This window comes from Cutibacterium namnetense (assembly GCF_001642025.1).
Classification (GTDB): Bacteria; Actinomycetota; Actinomycetes; order Propionibacteriales; family Propionibacteriaceae; genus Cutibacterium; species Cutibacterium namnetense.
Window position 1 is genome coordinate 18566 of sequence record NZ_LWHO01000010.1, and the last position, 22121, is coordinate 40686.

The 22121-nt window shown below is 60.8% G+C and carries 20 protein-coding genes; 6 read left to right on the plus strand and 14 right to left on the minus strand.

Translation table 11 applies throughout. The annotated features are described in order from the left end of the window. The first annotated feature begins 155 nt into the window (after nt 1-155). Nucleotides 156-2018, plus strand: coding sequence for a translational GTPase TypA (gene typA, locus A5483_RS09550; protein ID WP_002550301.1), 1863 nt, complete (start codon nt 156-158; stop codon nt 2016-2018). Between the two features lie 333 nt (nt 2019-2351). After that, nucleotides 2352-2705 carry a L,D-transpeptidase gene (locus A5483_RS09555; protein WP_063811739.1) on the plus strand — a complete coding sequence of 118 codons (354 nt, stop codon included), beginning with the start codon at nt 2352-2354 and terminating at the stop codon, nt 2703-2705. Between the two features lie 177 nt (nt 2706-2882). Here the strand turns inward: A5483_RS09555 and A5483_RS09560 are convergent, their stop codons facing one another. From A5483_RS09560 to fbaA, 6 genes are all read right to left on the minus strand, one after another. Beyond that, complete coding sequence (locus tag A5483_RS09560; RefSeq protein ID WP_002550326.1) at nt 2883-3245, minus strand: biotin/lipoyl-containing protein; 363 nt, start codon at nt 3243-3245, stop codon at nt 2883-2885. 15 nt (nt 3246-3260) lie between these two features. Then, nucleotides 3261-3503 (minus strand): hypothetical protein, encoded by a 243-nt coding sequence (locus tag A5483_RS09565; RefSeq protein ID WP_002550299.1) that lies wholly within the window; start codon nt 3501-3503, stop codon nt 3261-3263. 26 nt (nt 3504-3529) lie between these two features. Beyond that, nucleotides 3530-5104 (minus strand): acyl-CoA carboxylase subunit beta, encoded by a 1575-nt coding sequence (locus tag A5483_RS09570; protein ID WP_063811705.1) that lies wholly within the window; start codon nt 5102-5104, stop codon nt 3530-3532. Between the two features lie 15 nt (nt 5105-5119). Further along, nucleotides 5120-6613, minus strand: a complete 1494-nt coding sequence (locus A5483_RS09575) for a methylmalonyl-CoA carboxytransferase subunit 5S (protein ID WP_002550269.1) — start codon at nt 6611-6613, stop codon at nt 5120-5122. Nucleotides 6614-6778: 165 nt separating this feature from the next. Further along, nucleotides 6779-8137 (minus strand): PAS domain-containing protein, encoded by a 1359-nt coding sequence (locus A5483_RS09580; RefSeq protein WP_063811706.1) that lies wholly within the window; start codon nt 8135-8137, stop codon nt 6779-6781. A gap of 549 nt (nt 8138-8686) precedes the next feature. After that, nucleotides 8687-9730, minus strand: coding sequence for a class II fructose-bisphosphate aldolase (fbaA, locus tag A5483_RS09585; protein WP_255262780.1), 1044 nt, complete (start codon nt 9728-9730; stop codon nt 8687-8689). On the opposite strand from fbaA, the gene cas5 reads away from it, so the two are divergent. Beyond that, nucleotides 9729-9881: a CRISPR-associated protein Cas5 gene (cas5, locus tag A5483_RS12730; RefSeq protein WP_368431045.1), complete on the plus strand. Its 153-nt coding sequence runs from the start codon at nt 9729-9731 to the stop codon at nt 9879-9881. The two genes, fbaA and cas5, sit on opposite strands and share 2 nt — an antisense overlap. On the opposite strand, the gene A5483_RS09590 is transcribed toward cas5, so the two are convergent. Both A5483_RS09590 and A5483_RS09595 read right to left on the minus strand, forming a co-directional pair. Continuing rightward, nucleotides 9825-10307, minus strand: coding sequence for a hypothetical protein (locus tag A5483_RS09590; protein WP_002550316.1), 483 nt, complete (start codon nt 10305-10307; stop codon nt 9825-9827). The genes cas5 and A5483_RS09590 overlap by 57 nt on opposite strands. A 141-nt stretch (nt 10308-10448) precedes the next feature. After that, nucleotides 10449-11039, minus strand: coding sequence for a TrmH family RNA methyltransferase (locus tag A5483_RS09595; protein WP_306417312.1), 591 nt, complete (start codon nt 11037-11039; stop codon nt 10449-10451). 113 nt (nt 11040-11152) lie between these two features. Between A5483_RS09595 and A5483_RS09600 the strand changes: the two genes are divergently transcribed. After that, nucleotides 11153-11881, plus strand: a complete 729-nt coding sequence (locus A5483_RS09600; RefSeq protein ID WP_063811707.1) for a VTT domain-containing protein — start codon at nt 11153-11155, stop codon at nt 11879-11881. Between the two features lie 49 nt (nt 11882-11930). Here A5483_RS09600 and A5483_RS09605 read toward each other — a convergent pair whose 3' ends face one another. The 3 genes from A5483_RS09605 to A5483_RS09615 form a co-directional block, all read right to left on the minus strand. Further along, entirely contained in the window at nt 11931-12419 is a 489-nt protein-coding gene (locus A5483_RS09605; RefSeq protein WP_193790477.1) for a hypothetical protein, read from the minus strand. A gap of 130 nt (nt 12420-12549) precedes the next feature. After that, nucleotides 12550-13353, minus strand: a complete 804-nt coding sequence (locus A5483_RS09610) for a spermidine synthase (RefSeq protein ID WP_002550246.1) — start codon at nt 13351-13353, stop codon at nt 12550-12552. Next, nucleotides 13350-14408: a glycine betaine ABC transporter substrate-binding protein gene (locus A5483_RS09615; protein ID WP_176607926.1), complete on the minus strand. Its 1059-nt coding sequence runs from the start codon at nt 14406-14408 to the stop codon at nt 13350-13352. Before A5483_RS09615 ends, A5483_RS09610 begins: the two co-directional genes overlap by 4 nt. Before the next feature lie 96 nt (nt 14409-14504). Between A5483_RS09615 and A5483_RS11605 the strand changes: the two genes are divergently transcribed. Together A5483_RS11605 and A5483_RS09625 are read left to right on the plus strand one after the other, a co-directional pair. Further along, nucleotides 14505-14873, plus strand: coding sequence for a YchJ family protein (locus A5483_RS11605; RefSeq protein WP_082864043.1), 369 nt, complete (start codon nt 14505-14507; stop codon nt 14871-14873). Nucleotides 14874-15021: 148 nt separating this feature from the next. Further along, nucleotides 15022-17034: a LamG-like jellyroll fold domain-containing protein gene (locus tag A5483_RS09625; RefSeq protein WP_063811710.1), complete on the plus strand. Its 2013-nt coding sequence runs from the start codon at nt 15022-15024 to the stop codon at nt 17032-17034. A gap of 48 nt (nt 17035-17082) precedes the next feature. Here A5483_RS09625 and A5483_RS09630 read toward each other — a convergent pair whose 3' ends face one another. From A5483_RS09630 to clpB, 3 genes are all read right to left on the minus strand, one after another. Then, nucleotides 17083-17637 (minus strand): universal stress protein, encoded by a 555-nt coding sequence (locus tag A5483_RS09630; protein WP_002550274.1) that lies wholly within the window; start codon nt 17635-17637, stop codon nt 17083-17085. Nucleotides 17638-17654: 17 nt separating this feature from the next. Further along, complete coding sequence (locus A5483_RS09635; protein ID WP_193790475.1) at nt 17655-19166, minus strand: MFS transporter; 1512 nt, start codon at nt 19164-19166, stop codon at nt 17655-17657. Between the two features lie 150 nt (nt 19167-19316). Beyond that, nucleotides 19317-21890: an ATP-dependent chaperone ClpB gene (clpB, locus tag A5483_RS09640; RefSeq protein WP_063811711.1), complete on the minus strand. Its 2574-nt coding sequence runs from the start codon at nt 21888-21890 to the stop codon at nt 19317-19319. Nucleotides 21891-22121 lie beyond the last annotated feature (231 nt).

The window sequence follows — 22121 nt, forward strand, 5'->3', positions numbered from 1 at the left end:
AACCACCGCATCGACGCCGCGAATTATGATGCCAGCCCGGCCATTCGTACCACAGCCCTGCCCTGACCTACACTTCACGGTGGTGTGTTTCTGCCCGCCAACCACCCGCGGCCCCGTCGCGGTACCACCATCCTCGATCTGAACCGGAGTTCTGCATGCCCGTACGCAAGGATCTGCGCAACATCGCCATCGTGGCCCACGTTGACCACGGAAAGACTACCTTGGTCGACGCTATGTTGTGGCAGTCGGGAGCCTTCCGCGAGGGTGCCGAAGTCGAGAAACGCGTCATGGACTCGATGGATCTGGAGCGCGAGAAAGGCATCACGATCCTCGCCAAAAACACCGCTGTCAAACACGTCATGAGTGACGGCGAGGAAATCACCCTCAACATTATCGACACCCCTGGTCACGCCGACTTCGGCGGCGAGGTGGAACGCGGCCTGGAGATGGTCGATGGCGTCATCCTGCTCGTCGACGCCTCCGAGGGGCCCCTGCCGCAGACCCGCTTTGTGCTACGAAAAGCACTAGCCAAGAAGCTTCCTCTCATCCTGGTGCTCAACAAGGTCGATCGCTCTGATGCCCGCATCGACGAAGTCGTCGAGGAAACCTACGACCTCTTCATGGACCTTTCCGACGATGACGATGCCTCGCTGCTTGACGTACCGGTGGTCTACGCCTCAGCAAAGGCTGGACGCGCATCTGTCAACAAACCTGAAGATGGCGGGTTGCCCGACTCCCCCGACCTGCAACCGCTATTCGACTGCATCCTTGAGAACATCCCGGCTCCCACCTACGAGGAGGGCGGGGTGCTGCGCGCCCACGTCACCAACCTCGACGCCTCCCCCTACCTCGGCCGTCTAGCCCTGTGCCGCGTCGTCTCCGGTGAGCTCACCAAAGGACAGACGGTGGCCTGGTGCAAGCGCGACGGCTCGGTTCAGAACGTCAAGCTCTCCGAGCTGCTCATGACCGAGGCTCTGGAACGCGTCCCCGCCGAGAAAGCTGGCCCAGGTGACATCGTCGCCATCGCCGGCATCCCCGACATCACCATCGGCGAAACTCTCTCAGATCCTGAAAACCCGGTCCCTCTGCCTCTCATCCACGTCGACGAACCGTCCATGTCAATGACGATCGGCATCAATACCTCGCCACTGTCAGGTCGCTCCGGTGACAAGCTCACCGCTCGTCTTCTCAAGGCTCGTCTCGACCAAGAACTCATCGGAAACGTATCGATCAAGGTGGCCGACACCGACCGCCCCGACATGTGGGAGGTGCAAGGCCGCGGCGAACTGCAGCTGGCCGTCCTCGTCGAGCAGATGCGGCGCGAGGGATTCGAGCTCACCGTTGGCAAGCCGCAGGTCGTCACCAAGACCATAAACGGCAAGCTGCACGAGCCTTTCGAACGCGTCACCATCGATGCACCAGAGGAGTTCATGGGCGCCGTCACCCAGATGATGGGCCTGCGCAAAGGCCAGATGATGCACATGGTCAATCACGGCTCCGGCTGGGTACGCATGGAGTTCGTCGTCCCAGCCCGTGGTCTCATCGGTTTCCGCACCGAGTTCCTCACCCAGACCCGCGGCCAGGGCATCATGAACCAGATCTTCGAGAACTTCCAGCCCTGGGTGGGCGAGTTGCGCACCCGCCAAAGTGGCTCAATGGTCGCCGACCGCCAGGGTGTCGTCACCTCCTATGCCTTGTTCAACTTGCAGGAGCGCGGCACGATGTTCGTCTCGCCGGGCGAGGACACCTACGAGGGCATGGTCGTTGGCGAGAACTCCCGCCCCGACGACATGGACGTCAACCCCACCAAGGAGAAGCACCTCACCAACGTGCGCTCCTCCACCGGCGACGAGCTGGAGCGCCTGATCCCGGCCACCAAACTCTCGATGGAGCAGCAGCTTGAGTTCTGCCGCGAAGACGAGTGTCTGGAAGTTACCCCAGACGTTGTGCGTATCCGCAAGACCGAACTCAACGCCCACGAGCGGGCCAAGGCCCGCACCCGCGCGAAAAACAGCTGATAGGCACCCCACGACGGCGATGTAGTTCCCACAAAGGTGCTGCAGCGCCGTCGTCATCTCCCGGCAAAGACCCTGTCACCACAGACCCAAGGGGAACAAAAACCACACCAACGTTGTGGCGAAAAAGGCGTAGCATCTTCTCGTCCGCGCCCCGAAAGGTTTTGATCCATGCGATCCTCCTGCGCTGCTGGTCTGGCAACCGCTCTGGCGATGTCGTTGTCAGCTGGGGTCGCCGGCGTTGCGAATGCACAACCGACTGCCTCGCCCGAATCAACCCATCCCCCGACCACCCTGCTGGTCTCGAACACCGGTGCCCGCCTCAACCGTCGCTGCATGACGGGAACTGTTATTTGCGCCTCCAAGAACCAACACAAGCTCTGGATGGTGCAAAACGGCCGCATCCTCATCACCCTTGACGCCCGCTTCGGCCGCGCCAGTGAGCCCACTACCGAGGGTGTCAGTACCATCTACTGGAAAGATAAGCACCACGTCTCCAGTGCCTACGGCTCACCGATGCGATACTCGATGTTCTTCCACGGCGGCCAGGCCATCCACTACTCCTCGGACTTCTCCCGTCGAGGCTGGGATGGGGCCTCGCATGGCTGCATCAACATCCGCAACCTATCTGGTCTGAAGTGGCTGTGGGATCGCACTCCGACTGGCCGTAAGGTCATCGTGTTCAAGTGATGTGACGCTGCATGTCCCGTCCCTCCTCAAAGAGGCGAGTCATCTCGTCTCCTAAGCCACTCGGGGTGATGGCCTCGTCTGCAACCGACGACGTCACAGAGGGCTCGTAGCCCCCTAGACATGGCACCGGCGCCCCACCACCAAGGTGAGGCGCCGGTGTGTGTTTTGGTTCGAGGATCAGCCCAGAGCCACCAGGCCCTGGCCACCCTGGACGGCGTCACCGACGGCCACCAGGATGCCCTTGACGGTTCCGTCCGCCGGGGCATTGATCTCAGTCTCCATCTTCATAGCCTCGAGGGTCAGGAGAACCTGACCGGCCTTAACGGCATCTCCCTCGGCCACGAGGATCTTGGCAACAGTTCCAGCCAGCGGAGCAGGAACCTCGCCCTCGCCAGCCTTACCGGCGCCGCCACCGGATGCCTTCATAGGACCGCCGGAGCCGCCGCCAAAGAGGATCGGCGCCATCGGCGCATTGGGGGTCTTATCAACGTCAACGTCAACGTCGTATGCGACGTCATTGACGGTCACCTTGAGTTTCATGTCAGTTTCTCCAGGTCAACGAATCGAATGGTTCTGCTGAGCCCTGCGTCCCTGACGGACCCAGGTCTCACTCGGGGCGAAACGGACGGCCTGAACCTTTCCGTCATTGCCCAGGTAAGCCGAAACGGCGGCGCAGATGGCGGCGAGCACGTCCTCAGGAACGTCCTTGCTCGTCTTCTTGAGCCGGGAAACCTCGGCCTCCAGCGCCGCGAGCCGCTTGTTCAGCGTCTCGATGACGAGTTCATTATTCTCACTCATCTTGTCCTCCCATCAGCCTTGTGTGCTCAGCACGGCATGACGCCATGCTTCTTGGCCGGACGGGACTGACGCTTGGTGGCGTAGGTCTCCAGAGCGGCGGTGATCTTGCGACGGGTGTCGGCGGGATCGATCACGTCATCAACCTGTCCACGGGCAGCAGCCACGTAGGGCGTGTTGAAGGCGTTGCGGTACTCCTCGATCTTCGCGGCACGGGTGGCTGCGGGATCATCAGATTCCTTGATCTGGCGGCGGAAGATGACGTTAGCAGCGCCATCGGCGCCCATCACCGCGATCTCCGCACTCGGCCAGGCGTAAACGGCGTCGGCACCCAGGTCACGGTTACACATGGCCAGGTAGGAGCCGCCGTAGGCCTTGCGCAGCACCACGGTGATCTTCGGGACGGTGGCCTCGGAGTAGGCGTACAGCATCTTTGCGCCGTGGCGGATGATGCCGCCATACTCCTGCTGAACGCCGGGCAGGAAGCCAGGAACGTCAACCAACTGCACCAACGGAATGTTGAACGAGTCGCAGAACGTGATGAATTCGGCGGCCTTGTCCGATGCATTGATGTCGAGGCAACCCGACATGACCTTCGGCTGGTTGGCCACGATGCCGACGGTACGGCCATTGACCCGGGCAAAGGCGGTAACAATGTTGGTCGCCCAACCGGCCTTCACCTCAAGGTAATCGCCCCAGTCGACGATCTTGGAGATAACGTCGCGGACGTCATAACCCTTCTTACCGTCCAACGGAACGATGTCGCGCAGCTCAGGCTGCGGGGAAACGTCGTCATTGGGGTTGGAGATCTGGGCATCCTCAGTGTTGTTTTGTGGCAGGAAGCTCAGCAGCTTCTGCGCGATAAGCACTGCGGCGTCGTCGTCCTCGGCCACGAAGTGGATGTTGCCCGAGGTGGACATGTGCGCATCCGCACCACCCAGGTCGTCAGCAGTCACTTCCTCACCGGTAACGGACTTAATGACTCCGGGGCCCGTAATGAACATGTGGGCCTTCTTCGTCATGATGATGAAGTCGGTCAGGGCCGGGGAATAGGAGGCACCACCGGCGCAAGGACCAGCGATGATGGCGATCTGCGGCACGACGCCCGACAGCTTGACGTTCGCGTAGAACATCTTGCCGTACCCGGACAGCGAGTCGATGCCTTCCTGAATTCGGGCACCGCCCGAGTCATAGAAGAACAGGAACGGGGTGCCGGTCAGCAGGGCCTGCTCCATCGTCTCGACGACCTTGGTCGACTGGGTCTCGCCAGCCGACCCACCCATAACGGTGAAGTCCTGGGAGGCAATGTGCACCGAGCGACCATGGACGGTCGCACGACCGGTAACCACGCCGTCGGCAGGAACCTCTGCCTTGTCCATACCGAACAGGGTGGTGCGGTGCTTACGGAACGCACCCACCTCGTCAAAGGAATAGGCATCGACGAGGTTGTCGATCCGCTCACGGGCAGTTTGCTTGCCCCTGTCACGTTGCTTTTGCAAGCGAGTCTCGCCCCCGCCAAGCTCCACAGCGTGGCGCTCGTCGGCAAGCTGCTCGACCCGGCCGGCCATGGTGTCGGCCAGCTTGATTGATTTCTTCTCAGCCATAGTTGGCGATCATCCTCACGCAGGCTCGACGGTCACCTGGTGGCTGTTGCCACCGACCGTCACGTTGTAGTTGACCGGTCCGGCGATGCCGGCTGCGCCGGTGCCTTCCTTCTCGGCCTTCAGCTGTGCCTCGGTCATCGCGACGCTCTTCGGGCCCTGCGGACGCTCCTTGAGGAACTTCGGGGCAACTCCGGGGAACAAGGCGTTGGTGAGAACATCCTCGTCGGAGCCATCAAAGCCTTCAAGACCCTTAGCCTGCTCGACCAGCTGATCCCACTCGGGGTCAAGCAGATCGGCGGGACGGCAGTCGATCGGCTCCTTGCCGGTCTGCTTCTTGGCCATCTCGACGATTTCAGGGTTAAGCTCACCGATCGGCTTGCCGTAATACCCGAGCATGAGATCGGCAAACTCAGCCGTAAGGTTCTTGTACGAGCCATTCCCCATGAGGACGTTGAACACGGCCTGGGTACCAACGATCTGCGAGGACGGGGTAACCAGCGGCGGGTATCCGGCATCCTTGCGAACGCGCGGAACCTCCTTCATGACCTCATCCATACGGTCGCCGGCGCCCTGGGCCTCGAGCTGGGACTCCATATTGGAAAGCATTCCGCCCGGGATCTGGGACTGGAAGATATTGGTGTTAACCAACGTCTTCGACTCGAATTTCTTGTACTTCGGGCGGACCTTCTTGAAGTGGTCGCGGATCTTAAGAAGGCGATCCATGTCGAGGTCGGTGGTGTACTCAGTACCTTCGAGCATCTCGACCAAAGACTCGGTCGGGTTGTGCCCCGGGCCGAGCGACATCGACGAGATGGCGGTGTCGACGACGTCGACACCAGCCTCGATGGCCTTCTGCAAGGTGACCAGGGTGACGCCCGTGGTGGAGTGGCAGTGCAGGTTAATCTGCACGTCCGGATGGTTCTCCTTGATGCCCTTGATGATGTCGTAGGCAGGCTGCGGCTTGAGCAAGGCAGCCATGTCCTTGAAGGCGATCGAATCGGCACCCATGTCGATGAGACGATCGGCCTGCTTGACGAAGCTCTCCGGGGTGTGAATCGGAGAGGTGGTATAGCAAATGGTGCCCTGGGCATGCTTGCCGGTCTTCTTGACCGCAGCCATTGCGTGCTCAAGGTTGCGAGGATCGTTCAGGGCGTCGAACACACGGAACACGTCCATGCCATTCTCGGCCGACTTCTCGACGAACTTGTCGACGACCTCGTCGTTGTAGTGACGGTAGCCGAGGAGGTTTTGGCCACGCAGCAGCATCTGCAGCCGGGAATTCGGCAGCAGCTTGCGGAAGGTGCGCAGACGCTCCCATGGGTCTTCGTTGAGGAATCGGATGCAGGAATCGAAGGTAGCTCCACCCCAGCACTCAACGGACCAGAAGCCTGCCGCATCAATGTCGGCACAGGCATCAACCATGTCCTCCATGGCCATGCGAGTGGCAAGCAGGCTCTGATGCGCGTCGCGGAGCACGAGCTCGGTAACGCCAATCTTTCGTGGACTCATGAATCTAATCTTTGCACCTTCGCCGAAGCCGTCACCGACTTGGGGGCAAAGTTCCACACCTTAACAGTGTTCAGCCACGAAGGCGTTCATCCGAGGACACCTACGGGGAGGCCTGAACTACTCGATCGGCGTCACGAGCCTGCCGTTGCGGGATCGCCTGCGCGCTCAGCGTCCGGCCGCCACCTCGGCTCCGAGACGGCGAATCTCAGCCAGCACTGAGACGTCAAACTCCCCGTTTGAAGCGCCTGCGAGCTGGTGCAGCCCGGCAACGACATCGGTCAGCTCGGCGGCCATCGCCTGGCTAGCGCCGATCTGCTCCTCCACCTGCGGAACGAGATCAGCCACCCCGGCCGACAGCTCCCGTTGGCTGGCCATCTGCTGCCAACTGGTGAGCAGAGCGGTCGGCATCGCCATCAGTTCAGCCAGCTCCTGAGTGCGGGCAGCAGCCTGGTCAGCCAACTCGCGCACCTCATCGAGGCGACGGTTCGCCTCCGACATGGCTTCCTCCACCGCCCGGGAGAGGTCGTCGATAGCTGGCAGGGCATGTTGCCAACCGTCCACCTCAGCCCACAGCTCGGAAACGAAGCTGCGAGTCGACTCAACCTGAATGTAGGCCACTGCCAGCCGGAAACTTGTGAGGTCCGCGCTGGTGGCCATGGCGTCGAGGTCGGCGACCACTCCGTTGACCAACGGTGCTATCTCGGCGTCCATCCGGCTCCACAGCGTGAGAACGGTCACCAAGGGCCGCAGCGACGCCTCAGTGGCTTCGCGGGAATCAGTAATGGCGTCAGCAGTGCGCTGCGACTCGGTCATCGCCCTACCCAGGGTGCGCGCGGTCCGACCGGCCTTGACTGAGAAGTCACTCAGACCGTCGAAGGTCTCCAGCCAGGTCTCGACCAGCTCACGGGCCCGGTTAACCTGGCCCGACAGCTGCCCCAAGGTCGTCTCGTCGATCATGCCACGGCTAGCACGGTGCCGCCGCCGACGTACCGACACCTCCTGGACCAACGCCTTGCGCATGAACGTTCCATAGTCGGGGTATCCGGCCTGCTCGAGGGCCGCCTGGACAGCTTCGAGACCACGGCGGGCCCGTTCAGGAGCACCGCATCCCTGTTCCCCGGCAATCCACTCAGCGTCGCGAGCCGCCTGGTAGACAGTCTCGGCGGCCTGAAGCATCTCCGGCACCTGCGGAGTGACGCGCACCGACAGGTAGCCCTCCCCCAACGGTACGACAGTGGCCAGCACCGTGTAGGTTGCACCGTCAGCAGCGAGGTTGTGGACGTAGGCGCAAAAGGGTTCCCCGGTTTGAATGGTCGCCCACATGGCGAGGAACGCCGCGCCGGGCATCATCGGGTGACGAATGATGTTATGGGGCGCCCCGATGAGGTCATCCCAGGAGTACCGGGAGATGTCCACGAAAACCGAGTTGGCCTTCTCTATGATCCCCTTGGCATCAGTAGTCGAGAAGAAGATCTCTTCCGGCTCGACGATGCGATTCTCTCCGGTCGGTTCAGGTCGAGACATGGCTCTCCTTGGTCAGTGCGTACATGTGTGGTCCAAGGAAGCCCCCGTCATCTCACCAAGCGCATAGTTGCCGCCTCCACCGTCCGACGGCCAGAGGATTTCCCCGTCAGGCGCATAGTGGTCCAAACGGACCCTGCGGTCAACTCCACGACGGTGCGGACCATCAACGCCTCGGTCGCAACGAATCTCTCGTGCACAATGACGGTGCCGGCTGCGAGCACAGGACCAGCCGCAAGCGATGTGGCAGGCGTGGTACCCCTGGCACGTTCCCCGGCTCTTCTTCCGCACCCCCGGGATGCAGAAAAAGAGCATGGATTCAGAGGATAAAACGAAACATTTTGGGGCGGATAATATGGGCGTTTTACTCGACATGAATGGGGCCATCTCAACCCCTGACGCCATTGATAACTACCGAGTTCAGGACCTCGTCGCACCCAATACCAGCCGAGACAGTCATTCCCCGCTCCCACCACTACCATCACATCGATGACGTGAAGAATCCCGGCCAATCCTCACAACAGAACTGGCCGGGATTCTTCACAAAACAACTCAGGCGCTGACCGAAGTGCCCTTCGAACCCAGCTGTTCACAGGCCTCAACAATCCGAGCGGCCATACCAGCCTCAGCCTTCTTGCCCCACGAACGCGGGTCGTACATCTTCTTGTTGCCGACCTCACCGTCAATCTTGAGCATGCCGTCATAGTTCTTGAACATGTGCTCAACAACCGGACGCGAGAATGCGTACTGAGTATCGGTGTCGATATTCATCTTGATAACGCCATAGGACACTGCGTCAGCGATCTCCTGAGCAGTCGATCCCGACCCACCATGGAAGACCAGATCGAACGGCTTGTCCTTGCCGTACTTCTTGCCGCACTCGTCCTGGATCTCCTTGAGGATTTCCGGGCGCAGCTTGACGTAACCCGGCTTGTAAGCGCCATGGACGTTCCCGAAGGTCAGGGCGGTGGTGTAGCGGCCCTTCTCGCCCAGGCCCAGCACCTCGAGGGTGCGCATGCCGTCGGCAACGGTGGTGTACAGCTTCTCGTTGATCTCGCCGGTGACGCCGTCTTCCTCGCCACCGACAGCGCCGACCTCAATCTCGAGGATGAGCTTGGCCTTAGCGGTGCGTGATAGTAGCTCCTCGGCAATCTGCAGGTTCTCCTCGACCTCAATGGCCGAGCCGTCCCACATGTGGGAGTTAAACAGCGGATCCTGGCCCTTGTCGACACGCTCCTGCGAGATGGCAATGAGCGGGTTGACGTATTTATCCAGCTTCTCCTTCTGGCAATGGTCAGTGTGCAAGGCCACGTTAATCGGGTAACTCTTAGCGACGACGTGGGCGTACTCCGCAAGAGCAACCGCACCAGTCACCATGTCCTTCACCGTCTGTCCGGAGGCGTACTCGGCACCACCGGTGGAGATCTGGATGATACCGTCGGAACCGGCCTCGGTGAACCCCTGCAGAGCAGCATTGAGAGTCTGGGAGGAGGTCACGTTGATGGCCGGGTACGCGAAGCCTTTTTCCTTCGCGCGGTCGATCATCTCGCCGTAGACTTCGGGTGTTGCGATGGGCATGTTGTGCCTTTCCTGTATGAACCTCGCGATAACGAAAGCCTATTCTTCCGCATATGCCCCCTCGATGTCAGTCCCAGCCCCCAGCACGCTCATAGGTGCTGCGCAGCGCACATCAGTCGGCGGCGTCGACACCATCCTGTTCCACTCGAATCCGACCACCAGAGGCTGAGGTAACCGCAGCGTCAATGTCAGCCAGCTGGCTATCGAGCCACGAGAGTGGCACCTCCCACTGCCTGCCGTCATCGGCATGGACGACCAGACCAGGGCCAGATCCAATCGACGAGCCCTCCACCTTAACCGCGGACAGTTCATCCCATGTGACCTCGTCCATGAATGTCGCCGCAGGCTCTTGCGATCCCGAACGCAGCGCCCGTCGCAAGCACAGTCCACCCAAACGGACGATGAGCGCTGGCCCCTCCCCGACGTCGAGAAGATCTTTGCGAGCGGCGTGCAGCCGCAGATTCTGGATGACGAAAAGCACGAGGAACAGCACCACCCATGCCCCGAGCATCCACATCACCGTCGATAGCTGGAAGGCGTCTGCCGTCAGGGCCCACAACAAGCCACCAATAACGACGACAACAAAGGCCTGCACCGCCAGGCGAAATCTTGTCGCATGATGATGGGCAACCCGGGAGGCGCTAGGCACTGGATTGAATGCCACGACTAGTCGCGGTGGTTCCTCGGTGGGTGGTGTGCTCATAGCACGAGCCTAAGGGCTGATGGCTCTCTCCGATCAGCTGGCGGGTGGCTTTGGACGCCACTGCGTTGTCCAGGCGTACATGGCAATCGCGGCAGCCGCACCAGCATTCATGGAACGGGTTGACCCATACTGGGTGATAGCCACTAATTGCTCACACCCCTTGACGACCTCGTCGGTCAGTCCAGGACCTTCCGACCCGAAAACCAGGCAGCAATCCTGCGGCAGCTGAGCTGTCTCCAGTGGCACCGCTCCGGGCAAGTTATCCACTCCCACTGGGGTGACGCCGTGTTCGTCGAGCCAGGCTAGGAAGGCGGAAACGTCAGGGTGATGGTAGACGTGCAAGTACCTATCGGTCACCATCGCGCCACGTCTATTCCAGCGCCGCCGCCCCAAGATGTGAACGGCTGCGACGTTAAAGGCGTTAGCGGTACGCACCACCGACCCGATATTGAAGTCGTGCTCCCAATTCTGAATCGCCACGTGCAACCGGGAACGCTGGGCGTCAAGGTCGGCGACGATGGCCTCCATCGTCCAGTACCGGTAGCGGTCAATGACATTGCGACGATCCCCTGAGGCCAACAGCTCAGGATCGAGTCTCGGGTCATCAGGCCACGGTTTGGGCATCGGCCCAACACCTACCACCGTAGCTGCCAACTGGCTAGGAATCTGCAGTGAAGGGGCATCAGCGAGTTCATCAGCGGACGGGACACACACGGGTCGAGGATAGTCTTGGCCCTATGCCGAGTCTCCTCATGACCCTCCCTGCCCTGCTCACCCCCGCCTGGATGGACCCTCAGGCCATCATTCAGGGCACAGGTGTTGCAGCTGTGTGGATCGTCGCGCTGATCGCCTTCGCCGAGTGCGGCCTGGCCGTATTCTTCATGCCCGGAGACTCTCTGCTCTTTGCTCTGGGAATGTTTGCCGCCGTGGGCGTCAACTCAACCGTCCCTTTGGTCCATTACGGTTCTACTGCGACGACCCTCATCATCGTCAACTTGGTCCTCATCGTCTGCGCTATCGCAGGAAATATCTGCGGCTACTGGATCGGCTACTTGGTTGGCCCGAAGCTTTTCCGGGAGCGGGAAGGACTTATGGGTAAAGTGTTCTCCCCCAAGCACGTGGACACCACCCATGAATTTTTCCGCAAGCATGGTTCCGTAGCGCTCATTCTGGCCCGTTTCGTGCCCATCGTGCGTACTTTCGTCACCATGATTGCCGGCGTTGGGCGGATGACGTTCCGGAAATTCATCACCTATACCGCTATCGGCGGCATCCTCTGGGTGCTCATCGCTGTCCAAGCTGGCTATTTCCTCGGCCAGATCCCCGTCGTTCGAAACAATTTCGAGGCGGCTCTGCTCCTCATCATCGTGGTGTCGGTGCTGCCGATGGGCATCGAATGGCTCAAGGCGCGACGTAAGGGTCAGGCTAGCCAGCCGCAATCGGCGCGACGATCTCGCGCCGAATAAAGGAGCCGAGTAAAGGGAAAGCCGAGCTGCCCGTGCCTCGACCATCGACTCACCATTTTCGACGGTTGGTGGCTTGCCATGGCTGAACCTGCCCCGGCTCTAGCCAACCTTCCTCTGGCGGATTTGCGATCACCATGTCACGTTTGGCGACAGCTTTGACCCACGCGTTAACTGGTGCACTCCAGACGACAGCCAACACCAACGCGATGGCCATAATCCCGATGACACCGAGCCCTCCTATCAGCTCTATGCCGCGAGAAAGCCGCCACATCCAACCCAGCGAGAGCGCCGTGAAGAGGTAGCGGTCGATGGCGTGACCTCGACCCATCGTCACCGTCAAAACACAACCCGCCACAGGGATCAGGAGGTAACTCGCCCAGGCTCCCGAATCCATGATTAAAGCGAACGACGTCAGCACTGGGTCAACGACCGATTGGTCCCCACCATGCCCAGCCGTCCACAACCCACACAGGATGAGAACCCAGATAGCCGACAAGCCGATCACGATAACCCGTGCCACAACGATCGGTATGGGCATGTGTGACCGCGACGGCAGATAACCGTACCTGGCTGTTGCCTCAGAGGTCCTATGGGTCATGGTGACATCATGTCACCTAGCGACGACCAGGACGAGAGCCGTCATCCGCAAGATCACTCAAGGCGAGCAGTCAGGAAAAGAAGGTCGCCCCTCCAGGCGGCCCCGGCGATGACTCGGACTCGCCATCGCGGAAGGGTCGAGCATCTGCCAGCAGCTTCGCCAATGCGTCACCAGTGATAAGCCGAAACGGGAAAGGAGCCCCGCTACAGCGTCGAGCCAATTCCTCCTCATGCAGCGGCCCGTTAGAGGCTGCCAGGACGACATTTCCGTAGCGACGCCCCTTGAGGGTTGCCGATTCTGCCGCCAAACAAACGTTGGTAAACACCTCTTCAGCGGACCTCGCGACTCGCTTAGTCCACGTCAAGGGTGCAGAGTCAGCCAGGTTCGCCACCTCGATACCGTCGGAGTGCAGGATACGAGATACCTCTGCGAAGAACTCGACGGTGACAAGGTCGCCAGGAACCCGGGCGCCATCGAAAGCATCGAGAATGACGACGTCGGCGAAATCCTCCCGCATGGCCGCGAGGCCCGACCGACCGTCTACCGGGCGCACCTTGATCCCGGAACGTGCCGGCAGCGGAGCCTTGCGGCGGACCTCTGCCGTCAACTCGGCATCAGGTTCACAAACGATCTGTGGGCTGGTCGGACGAGTCGTTGCGACGTACCGAGCCAGGCACATCCCTGCCCCACCTAGATGAATGACGCGCATCCTCTCCCCCGCTGGACGGTGGACATCGAGATGGTCGGCAATGCGCTGCATGTAGTCGAACTCCAGACGGGTGGGATCCTCAGGATCGATCCACGACTGATCCGCACCACCGGCGCGCACAATCCATGCTCCTGCCACGTCGGGGTCAGGAAGAAGTCGACTCATCGAGAGCCCAGCTTTCCAGCTATCCAGTCGTTCACCCAGTCCGGATTGTCAGCCATCCACCTCGAAATCGCGGTGTCCTGCTGGCCACCACGCTTGGTGGTATCGACGATAAGGTGCTCCAGACTCGACAGGTGGGCGTCATCGATGGCGAGGTTGCGAATGAGTTGAGCGGCCTTGGGGTGGTCCTTTTCGAATCCGGGCCGACCGAAACTGTAAATGAGCTCGGCGTTGGAGATGGCATTCTTAGGATCCGCGAGGTCACGTACCGGGTAGGCGTCGTAGGCCCAGTGGGGCCGCCATAGGGTGACAGCGACGTTATTGCCCGCCGAGGTAGCCTTCTGCAGCTGGGCCAGCATCGCCGGTGTAGACGAGGTCTTGAGGGCGATGTTCGACAACCCGTACATCGGCAGTGTCTGATTGGCTATAGTTTTCGTCATCTCGGCACCCGGCTCGATGCTGTAGATGACATTTCCGTAGGAACCACCAGTTTTCTTGAGATCCGCGATGGAATGTGCCGGCGAGTCTTTATTCACCGCAATAGTGAGTTTCGCATTGTCGTACCAGCATCCGAGGTTCTCAAGCTTCGGGCCATACTTGCGGATGTAGCCAGCCTGGGTCACCGGAAGCCAGGAATCTGTGATGATGTCGATGTCACCGTCGGCAGTCGCCTGATATCCAACCCCAGCGTCAAATCCCTTGATGGTGACGGTGTAGCCGTCTTTCTTGAGGACCTGCTTGATGAGACCGGCCGTCGCCCAGGACTCATCCCACCCGTTGAACGCGCCGATCGTCAGTGTGGTGTCAGTGTCGGGCTTCATTGCGGTGACGTCCTTGGAACGGGCTCCCGGGGTGCAGTGGGTCCACTTCTGGTCAGGTGTAGCACCAGCATGGGCCTCGGAGGTCGCCTCGACACCCGACCTTGAACCTTTGGCCGCCTCCTCACCGCTGTTATAGATCCCTGCTGCCCCGGAACACCCAGCCAGACCCAACCCGGTCAGGCCGGCCAAGAGCACCGTGGCCACCACACCGTGCGACATCATCCATCTCCCATCCATCCAGCGCCCAATGTGGCGCAAGCCTTCCGAATCCCTTCGGGGGGCCGGTCCCGACTGTAGTCCGCAAGCGACCCCCCGGTCTGGGATGCTTGAGTCATGACCTCATGGTGTCCCTGCGGATCAGGACGCAACCTCGACCAGTGCTGCGGACCAATCCTCGACGATCCTCGGCGCGCCGAGACCGCCGAAGCACTCATGCGGTCGCGCTACACCGCACACACCCTGGGGCGGTGGAATCACCTATGGGTCACCTGGCATCCGCGGACTCGCCCCGAGGTCATCAAGGACGTGCCACTGCAATGGACCGGATTGACAATTGTCGACGTCGCACAGCGCCAACCCTCGGACCAATATGGCGTCGTGGAGTACATCGCCCGGCACTCCGAAGGAATTTTGCACGAGCGAGCGCGGTTTGAATACCGAGCTAGACGCTGGTTCTACGTTGATGGGGACCTGCTGGACTGACGACCAGTTGCGCTGACAGCCCATTGACACGACACTGCAACGACAGACGCTGTTCAGCCAGACGTGGCCGTCACGTCGATCGACCGTGTTCTCATAGTCGTCGAGGTTGAGCACCAGTTCGGCCCAGATCATCAAGGATGACAGGTACATGCCATCGGTCAGTCGTCGTCTATTCATCCAAGCCGGAGCCATGGTGACAGTTGCGGGCGCTGCCGCCGGTCAAAGCTGGCCGGCCCTCGCCGCTCCGTACACCAACGGCGGGACGGCCAGCGAACAGCCCGGCGCCCGTGGCGCCATCGCCCTGCTGCCGGATACCCAGTTCTACTCGCGCTATGGCGTCAAGTCAGCAGACCTGTTCGCCAGGCAGTACCCTGGGTTGCCTAACCCCTATGACTGCCAGACCAAGTGGATCGTGGACCACACCGCGCGGTACAACATCGCGATGACCCACCACTTGGGCGATGTCTGTGACCAGTCCGGCGAGGGCCACGAGGACCAGTACGTCGTCGCCAACCGGGCAATGAAGATCCTGGACGACGCCAAAGCTCCATACTCGGTGGTCCCAGGCAACCATGACGTTGCCGACGGTTTCCGCTTCTACCGCAAGTACTTCCCGCGGCGACGTCAAGCCCAATCCCCAAGCTTTCGCGAAATGGGACCCAGCGGTTTGTCGAACTGGCACGAGTTCACCGTCGCCGGTGTGCCGATGATGGCCGTCAACGTACCCTGGGGATCCGACGGCGACGACCTTGACTGGGCTGAGTCCGTGCTCAACGCCCACAAGACCGTACCGACGATCATCACCACCCACCAGATCATCGATATTTCCCCAACCGGCACGGCCCTGTCCACCAGTTTCGGGCAGCGTCTGTGGAATCGACTCATCAACCACCACAACCAGGTGTTCCTCACCGTGAACGGTCACCACCATGGCGCGGCGAACCGTATCGTCACCAACGCTGATGGCCAACCGGTGTTCCAGCAGCTGCTCGACTACCAGATGGCTTATCAAGGTGGTAACGGGCTCATGGCACTCATGGAGTTCGACTTCACCCACAACCAGCTGTGCCAGACGGCGTTCTCACCCTGGGTGCCGCTCAAGGGGGATCATGCGAACTCCTTAGACCGTGCCCTGCTCACCGGACCGGGAGACACGTGGGTGACGAGCTTCGACTTCGCCTCCCGCTTTGCCTCCTTCGGCGCTGATTTCCATCCCACCGGCAAAGTGAGGTCTGCCACTTCGGAACTCCGTGAGGAGCTGCGCGCAGCGTTCACCCCGATTGCTGCTTTGCCTCTCGTTAAGCCCAAGGATGAGCAGGATTACCCCAGGCTCCCCGGAACCGTGGCTCACTGGCGCCCAGTCAAGCGGGACGGCATGCTCGTCGAGCAAGACATCAGCGGTAATGGCAATGACATGGCTCTCGTGACGGCCGGCATCGCTGCCAACGCCGTGACCCTCGTTGCCGACCACATGACGTACTCCTCCGCCACCCATGCCGTCCGCTTCACGCCCAAAGCTACGCACATGTTCTCGTACTTCGCCACGGACAAGAACGCCCCCGTCAACAAGGAGCGGTTCGAGAAGGGCTACACTTTCGAGACCTTCATCAAGATCGACAAAGATTACAGCTCCGCCAATTATTGGGGAGCGTTCGTCTGCCGGGGCGGACGACGCGGCGATCTGCCGAACTTCAAGGTACCGGGCGCCGATGCGGATGACTTGAAGGAACCGCCGATGGCGGGCGCCATCTCAAGCCTCAAGGAGATGCAGTGGGCCTTCACCGACGTGGGCAAGGCCGGGCACGGGTATTCAGTATGGTCCGGTGACGTAGACCTCGACAAGTGGTACCACGTCGCCGTCGTCGATGACCCCGAGCAGGGTTCCGTCGTCATGTACATCAATGGGGTACCCATGCTGCGCAACGAGTACGGCACCCCAGGTGTCGCGCACGGCATCAATGGTTTCGACGATCGCGCGTGGATCATCGGTGGCAGCATGTACAACAACCAGATGGGCACCGGTTTCTTCGGAACCATCGGAGAGATGAGACTGATCGACTACCCGACCGGCCCCAGTCAGTGGCTCACCGCTCGTGCACCCAAGGCATCGAGCCCTGATCCCACCCGTGAATCGTCGACCGCACCCGGGACCGGCCGCTGAGACGCGACCCGCGCGCCGACCGGTGGATGCAGGACGTCGACTAAACGCTCAGTTCTCGCCAGACTCCGCCGGGGAGCCGATGTCATCGGACTTCTCGTGTACCTTGCGCACCGGACGCGGCATGACTACCACCGGGCACTGCGCGTTGCGCAGCAACGCACTAGCGAAGATCGGCTCGGGGTTGACGCTGGAGGAGTCGACAACCAGCAAACAGGCCTGCTGGCTAGTCCGCACCAGAACCTCACTACGGCCGCCGCGGACGGCAGCTAGCTCAACATCTTCCGCCTTTTCCGCATTGGGGCCTAGGGCCCGTCGCACCACCTGACGCAGGTCGCCGAGCTTGGCATGACCCATAATGTCGGAAGCCCCTACGCCGCGAGACGGAGTGGGTTTGATGGTGCTGGCGGTAGTGGCGGGACGGAATGCGGTCAAAGCCACCATAGTGACCCCACGACGGCGGGCCTCTGCTAACCCCCAGCGTAGGGCGGCCGGGGATCCTGACCTCATACTCACCCCAACGACGACAGCACCCTGCCATACCGACTCGGCGCAGGTGTCGTCGGCCCCGGAAAGGTCATTGGTAGCTGGAACGCGGGTCGTCATAGTCGTCTCCTCCCGACTTACCCCGCCTGCTGGGCGGCAGACTTCTTAGCGCGATCACGACTGAGCGGATCAGTGATGGCCTCCAGACCCTTACCCTCGGCGTCAACACCCATGAATAGCGCGACGAGGCCACCAGCAAGCATGATGCCGGCACCGATGACGTAGCCGCCGACCAGGGGACCACGCGCGGAACCATCACCAATGAGGTTGCCGAAGATGAGTGGGGCGATAGCACCAGCGATCTGGGCAATCGAAAAGAAGTAGCTAATGGCTTGACCGCGAACCTCTAGCGGGAACACCTCGGAAACTGTCAGATAGGCCGAGGAAGCTCCAGCACTAGCAAAGAAGAAGGCTACACACCAGAAGATCGTGTGGGTGGTTGGCGTCAGGGCGTCGCGCTGGAACAGCACCGCACTGATAGCCAACACCACAGCGGCAATACCATAGGTGGCGAAAATCATCTTGCGGCGACCAATGGTGTCGAAAAACCGCCCCAACAGAATCGGACCGAGCAGGTTTCCGGCCGCGAATGGGATCATGTACAGGCCAACGTCAGCTTTAGACACGGAGTAGAACTGCGACAATACGATCTCGTAGGTGAAAAAGATGGCATTGTAGAGGAAGGACTGGGTCACCATAAGGGTAACACCCAGCACAGTGCGCTTCCAGTAGCGGCGCAAAAACACCTCAACCAGTTCTGCACCAGACTCTTTAAACTCTGCCCACCACTGGGAGGCGCTGCGGCGGCCCTGGCGCCTCACCTCGGGTTCCAGGGTGATGGCCTGGTCGTCACTGACCGGCTCAAGCTCATGTCCGGAGTCCTGAACATCCTGCTCAATCCCAGCGACGATCTCTTCGGCCTGTTCACCGTAACCGTGCGTCAGCATCCACCGCGGCGACTCCGGAATATGCTTACGGATAAGAATGAGGACGATGCCGAGAACCGGGCCAATAAAGAAGCCGATACGCCAACCCCAAAACTCCGCGACCCTCGTCGGATCAAGGAGGTAAATCGTCGCAACTGAGCCGAGCATGACGCCGGCCCAGTAAGTACCATTGACGGCCAGGTCAACCCGGCCGCGATACCGAGCCGGAATGAGCTCATCAATGGCCGAGTTGATCGCTGAATATTCACCACCAATGCCAGACCCAGCAATGAACCGGCATAAGTAGAGGAACCACGGTGCGAAGGACAAACCTGCGATACCCGAACCAAGCAGGTACACCAGGAGAGTCAGGGTGAAGAGTTTCTTTCGGCCAATACGGTCAGTGAGTTTGCCGAAGAAGAGAGCACCAAGCACCTGGCCCAGCAAGTAGAAAGTGGCGGCCGCGGTGACCTCGGCAGTGGACATGTGCAGCGGCTTTGCAAAGCCGTTTGCTGCGACGATCTGCACCTCAATACCGTCGAGGATCCACGCCGTCCCCAGGCCGACGATGACCATGGTGTGAAATTTTGACCATGGCAGCCGGTCGATGCGGGCTGGTACCAGTGATGTGATCGTTCGCTCCGCGGTTTGAACGTCTGACACAGCGGTCCTCCTCCAGGTGGGGATGGCGTCAGCAGGCTATACCCACAGCTTTCACCAGATCGTGAAAGACATCACATCGGAGGCGTTGGCTGATGTGCGCCAACGCCTCCGCAAACTGTCACAACGCCGTCACACGGCGAGCGTTCGCCTTCAGAGAATCGTCAAGCCGTCACCGGCCTCGTTAATATCAAAGGTCGCCGTATCGCCCTCCTGCACCTGCCCAGACAACACCTTGCGAGCCAGCTGATCATCGATGGTGGTCTGCATTAGTCGACGCAGTGGCCGGGCGCCATAGACCGGATCGAAACCAGCCATGGCCAGCCAATCCTTACCGGCGTCGGTCACGGCAACGGTGATGCGCCGCTCGGCCAGCCGCGAATTGAGCTTGGTCAGGTTCGTCTCAACGATCCGCCCCAAATCAGCCATCGTCAACGGGTCGAACATGACCACATCGTCGAGTCGATTCAGGAACTCGGGCCGGAACGCCTGATGCACCGCCCCCATGACGGCCTCACGCTTGGCCTGGTCGTCAAGGTTCGCATCTGAAAGGAACTGGCTGCCCAGGTTGCTCGTCAATACCAAGATGGTGTTGCGGAAATCCACCGTCCGCCCTTGGCCGTCGGTCAAGCGACCGTCGTCGAGCACCTGCAGCAAAATGTTAAAGAGGTCAGGATGAGCCTTTTCCACCTCGTCAAGCAAGATGACCGAGTAAGGACGACGCCGCACGGCCTCGGTGAGCTGGCCGCCCTCTTCGTAACCGACGTAGCCCGGAGGGGCACCAACCAGACGCGAGACGGAGTATTTCTCCATGTATTCACTCATGTCGATGCGCACCAGGGCGGTCTCGTCGTCAAAGAGGAACTCCGCCAGGGACTTGGCCAGCTCGGTCTTGCCGACACCTGTGGGACCCAGGAAGAGAAACGAGCCGGTCGGACGATTCGGGTCGCTGATTCCCGCCCGGGAACGACGCACCGCGTCCGAAACCGTCTTGACCGCTCGGTCCTGCCCAATGAGGCGCTCGTGCAGGCGCTCCTCCATGTGGAGCAGCTTCTCCTGCTCGCCCTGCATCATCCGCCCAACAGGGATGCCAGTCCACGAGGAAACGACCTCGGCTATGTCAGAGGTGCCAACCTCCTCAGAGACCATTCGCGTCCCTTGCTCCTCAGCCTCATTCGCTGCTTCGGCTTCCTTCTCCAGAGCCGGAATCTGGCCGTAGAGAATCTCAGAAGCCTTGCCGAAATGGCCCTCTCGCTGGTATTTCTCGGCAGTGGTGCGCAGCTGGTCGATGCGGGTCTTAAGCTCACCGACCTCATTGAGGCTGGCTTTCTCAGCCTCCCAGCGCGACTCCAGGCCACGCAGAGTCTCTTCCTTGTCAGCCATCTCGGCGCGCAGCCGCTCTAGACGCTGCTGGCTAGCCGGGTCGTCCTCCTTCTCGACAGCGAAGATCTCCATCTTCATGCGGTCGACTTCCCGACGCAGGGTGTCGATCTCCTCCGGAGAGGAGTCAATCTCCATGCGTAGTCGAGACGCAGCCTCGTCGATAAGATCAATGGCCTTATCAGGAAGCTGACGGGCAGTGATATACCGGTTAGACAAGCTGGCGGCCGCGACGAGGGCACCGTCAGTAATACGCACCTTGTGGTGGGCCTCATAGCGTTCTCGCAAACCACGCAGAATAGCGATGGTGTCCTCCACCGACGGCTCACCCACGAAGACCTGTTGGAAACGACGCTCCAGGGCCGGATCCTTCTCGATGTGTTCGCGGTATTCGTCGAGGGTGGTGGCACCGATCATCCGCAGCTCACCGCGAGCCAGCATCGGCTTGAGCATATTGCCAGCGTCCATCGCCCCCTCCCCGGAAGCTCCGGCACCAACAACAGTATGCAGCTCATCGATGAAGGTGATGATCTGCCCCTCAGCCTCCTTGATCTCATTGAGGACAGCCTTGAGGCGCTCCTCAAATTCGCCGCGATACTTAGCTCCGGCGACCATAGAGGACAGGTCCAAGGAAACGACGCGACGCCCCTTCAAGGAGTCAGGCACGTCTCCGGCGACGACGCGCTGAGCTAACCCCTCGACGACGGCAGTCTTGCCAACACCGGGCTCGCCGATGAGGACTGGGTTGTTCTTGGTGCGTCGTGCCAGCACCTGGACGACGCGACGGATCTCCTGGTCGCGGCCAATAACAGGGTCGAGCTTGCCAGCACGAGCGCGCTCGGTGAGGTCGAGGGAGTACTTGGCAAGGGCCGTTTCGCCACCCTCAGACTCCTCGGAGGTGACGCGACGGTCTCCACGGCCTTCATTGAAAGCCGCCGCCAAAGAGTCGGGCTTGAAGCCGAGCCCCGCCAGGCCCTTCTGGACGTCGGAGGGAACCGCTGTCAACGAAATGAGCAAGTGTTCGGTAGCGACAAAGGAGTCCCCCATGGCCTCAGCCCGGTTCTGCGCGTCAGCGATGACTCGAGCGAATGCTCCAGATAGCTGCGGTTGAGCCACCGAGGCGCCGGTGCTTGACGGTATGGAACGCATCGCCGTGGTGGCGACGGCGTCGACCCGTTGCGGATCAATCCCCAGACCAGCCACCAGCGGCCCGACAGTGTTGTCCGGGATTGTAAAGAGTGCGTGAAGAAGATGCGAGGGCTCCACGGACGGGTTCCCGTGAGCCAACGCGTGCCGAGTGGCGGCGGTGACCGCATCACGGCTCATCGTGGTGAGATTAGTGTCCATTACGTGCCTCACTGAAGTTGAGTTGCTATGACTCAAGTATGACTCCTGATCGGACGCAGTCAAATGAAGTTGAGCCTGAACGACTCAACTATCTCAAGGGCGCTGCTCCTCTTCACTTCAAAACCCCTTGCCGTCCAGCTCATCCCGCATCGTCGCGGTCAGAATTGGCCACAAGAAGACAGTCCCGCGATGAACTCTCGCTCCCACCTGCGCAGGTGTCCACGGAAGCGT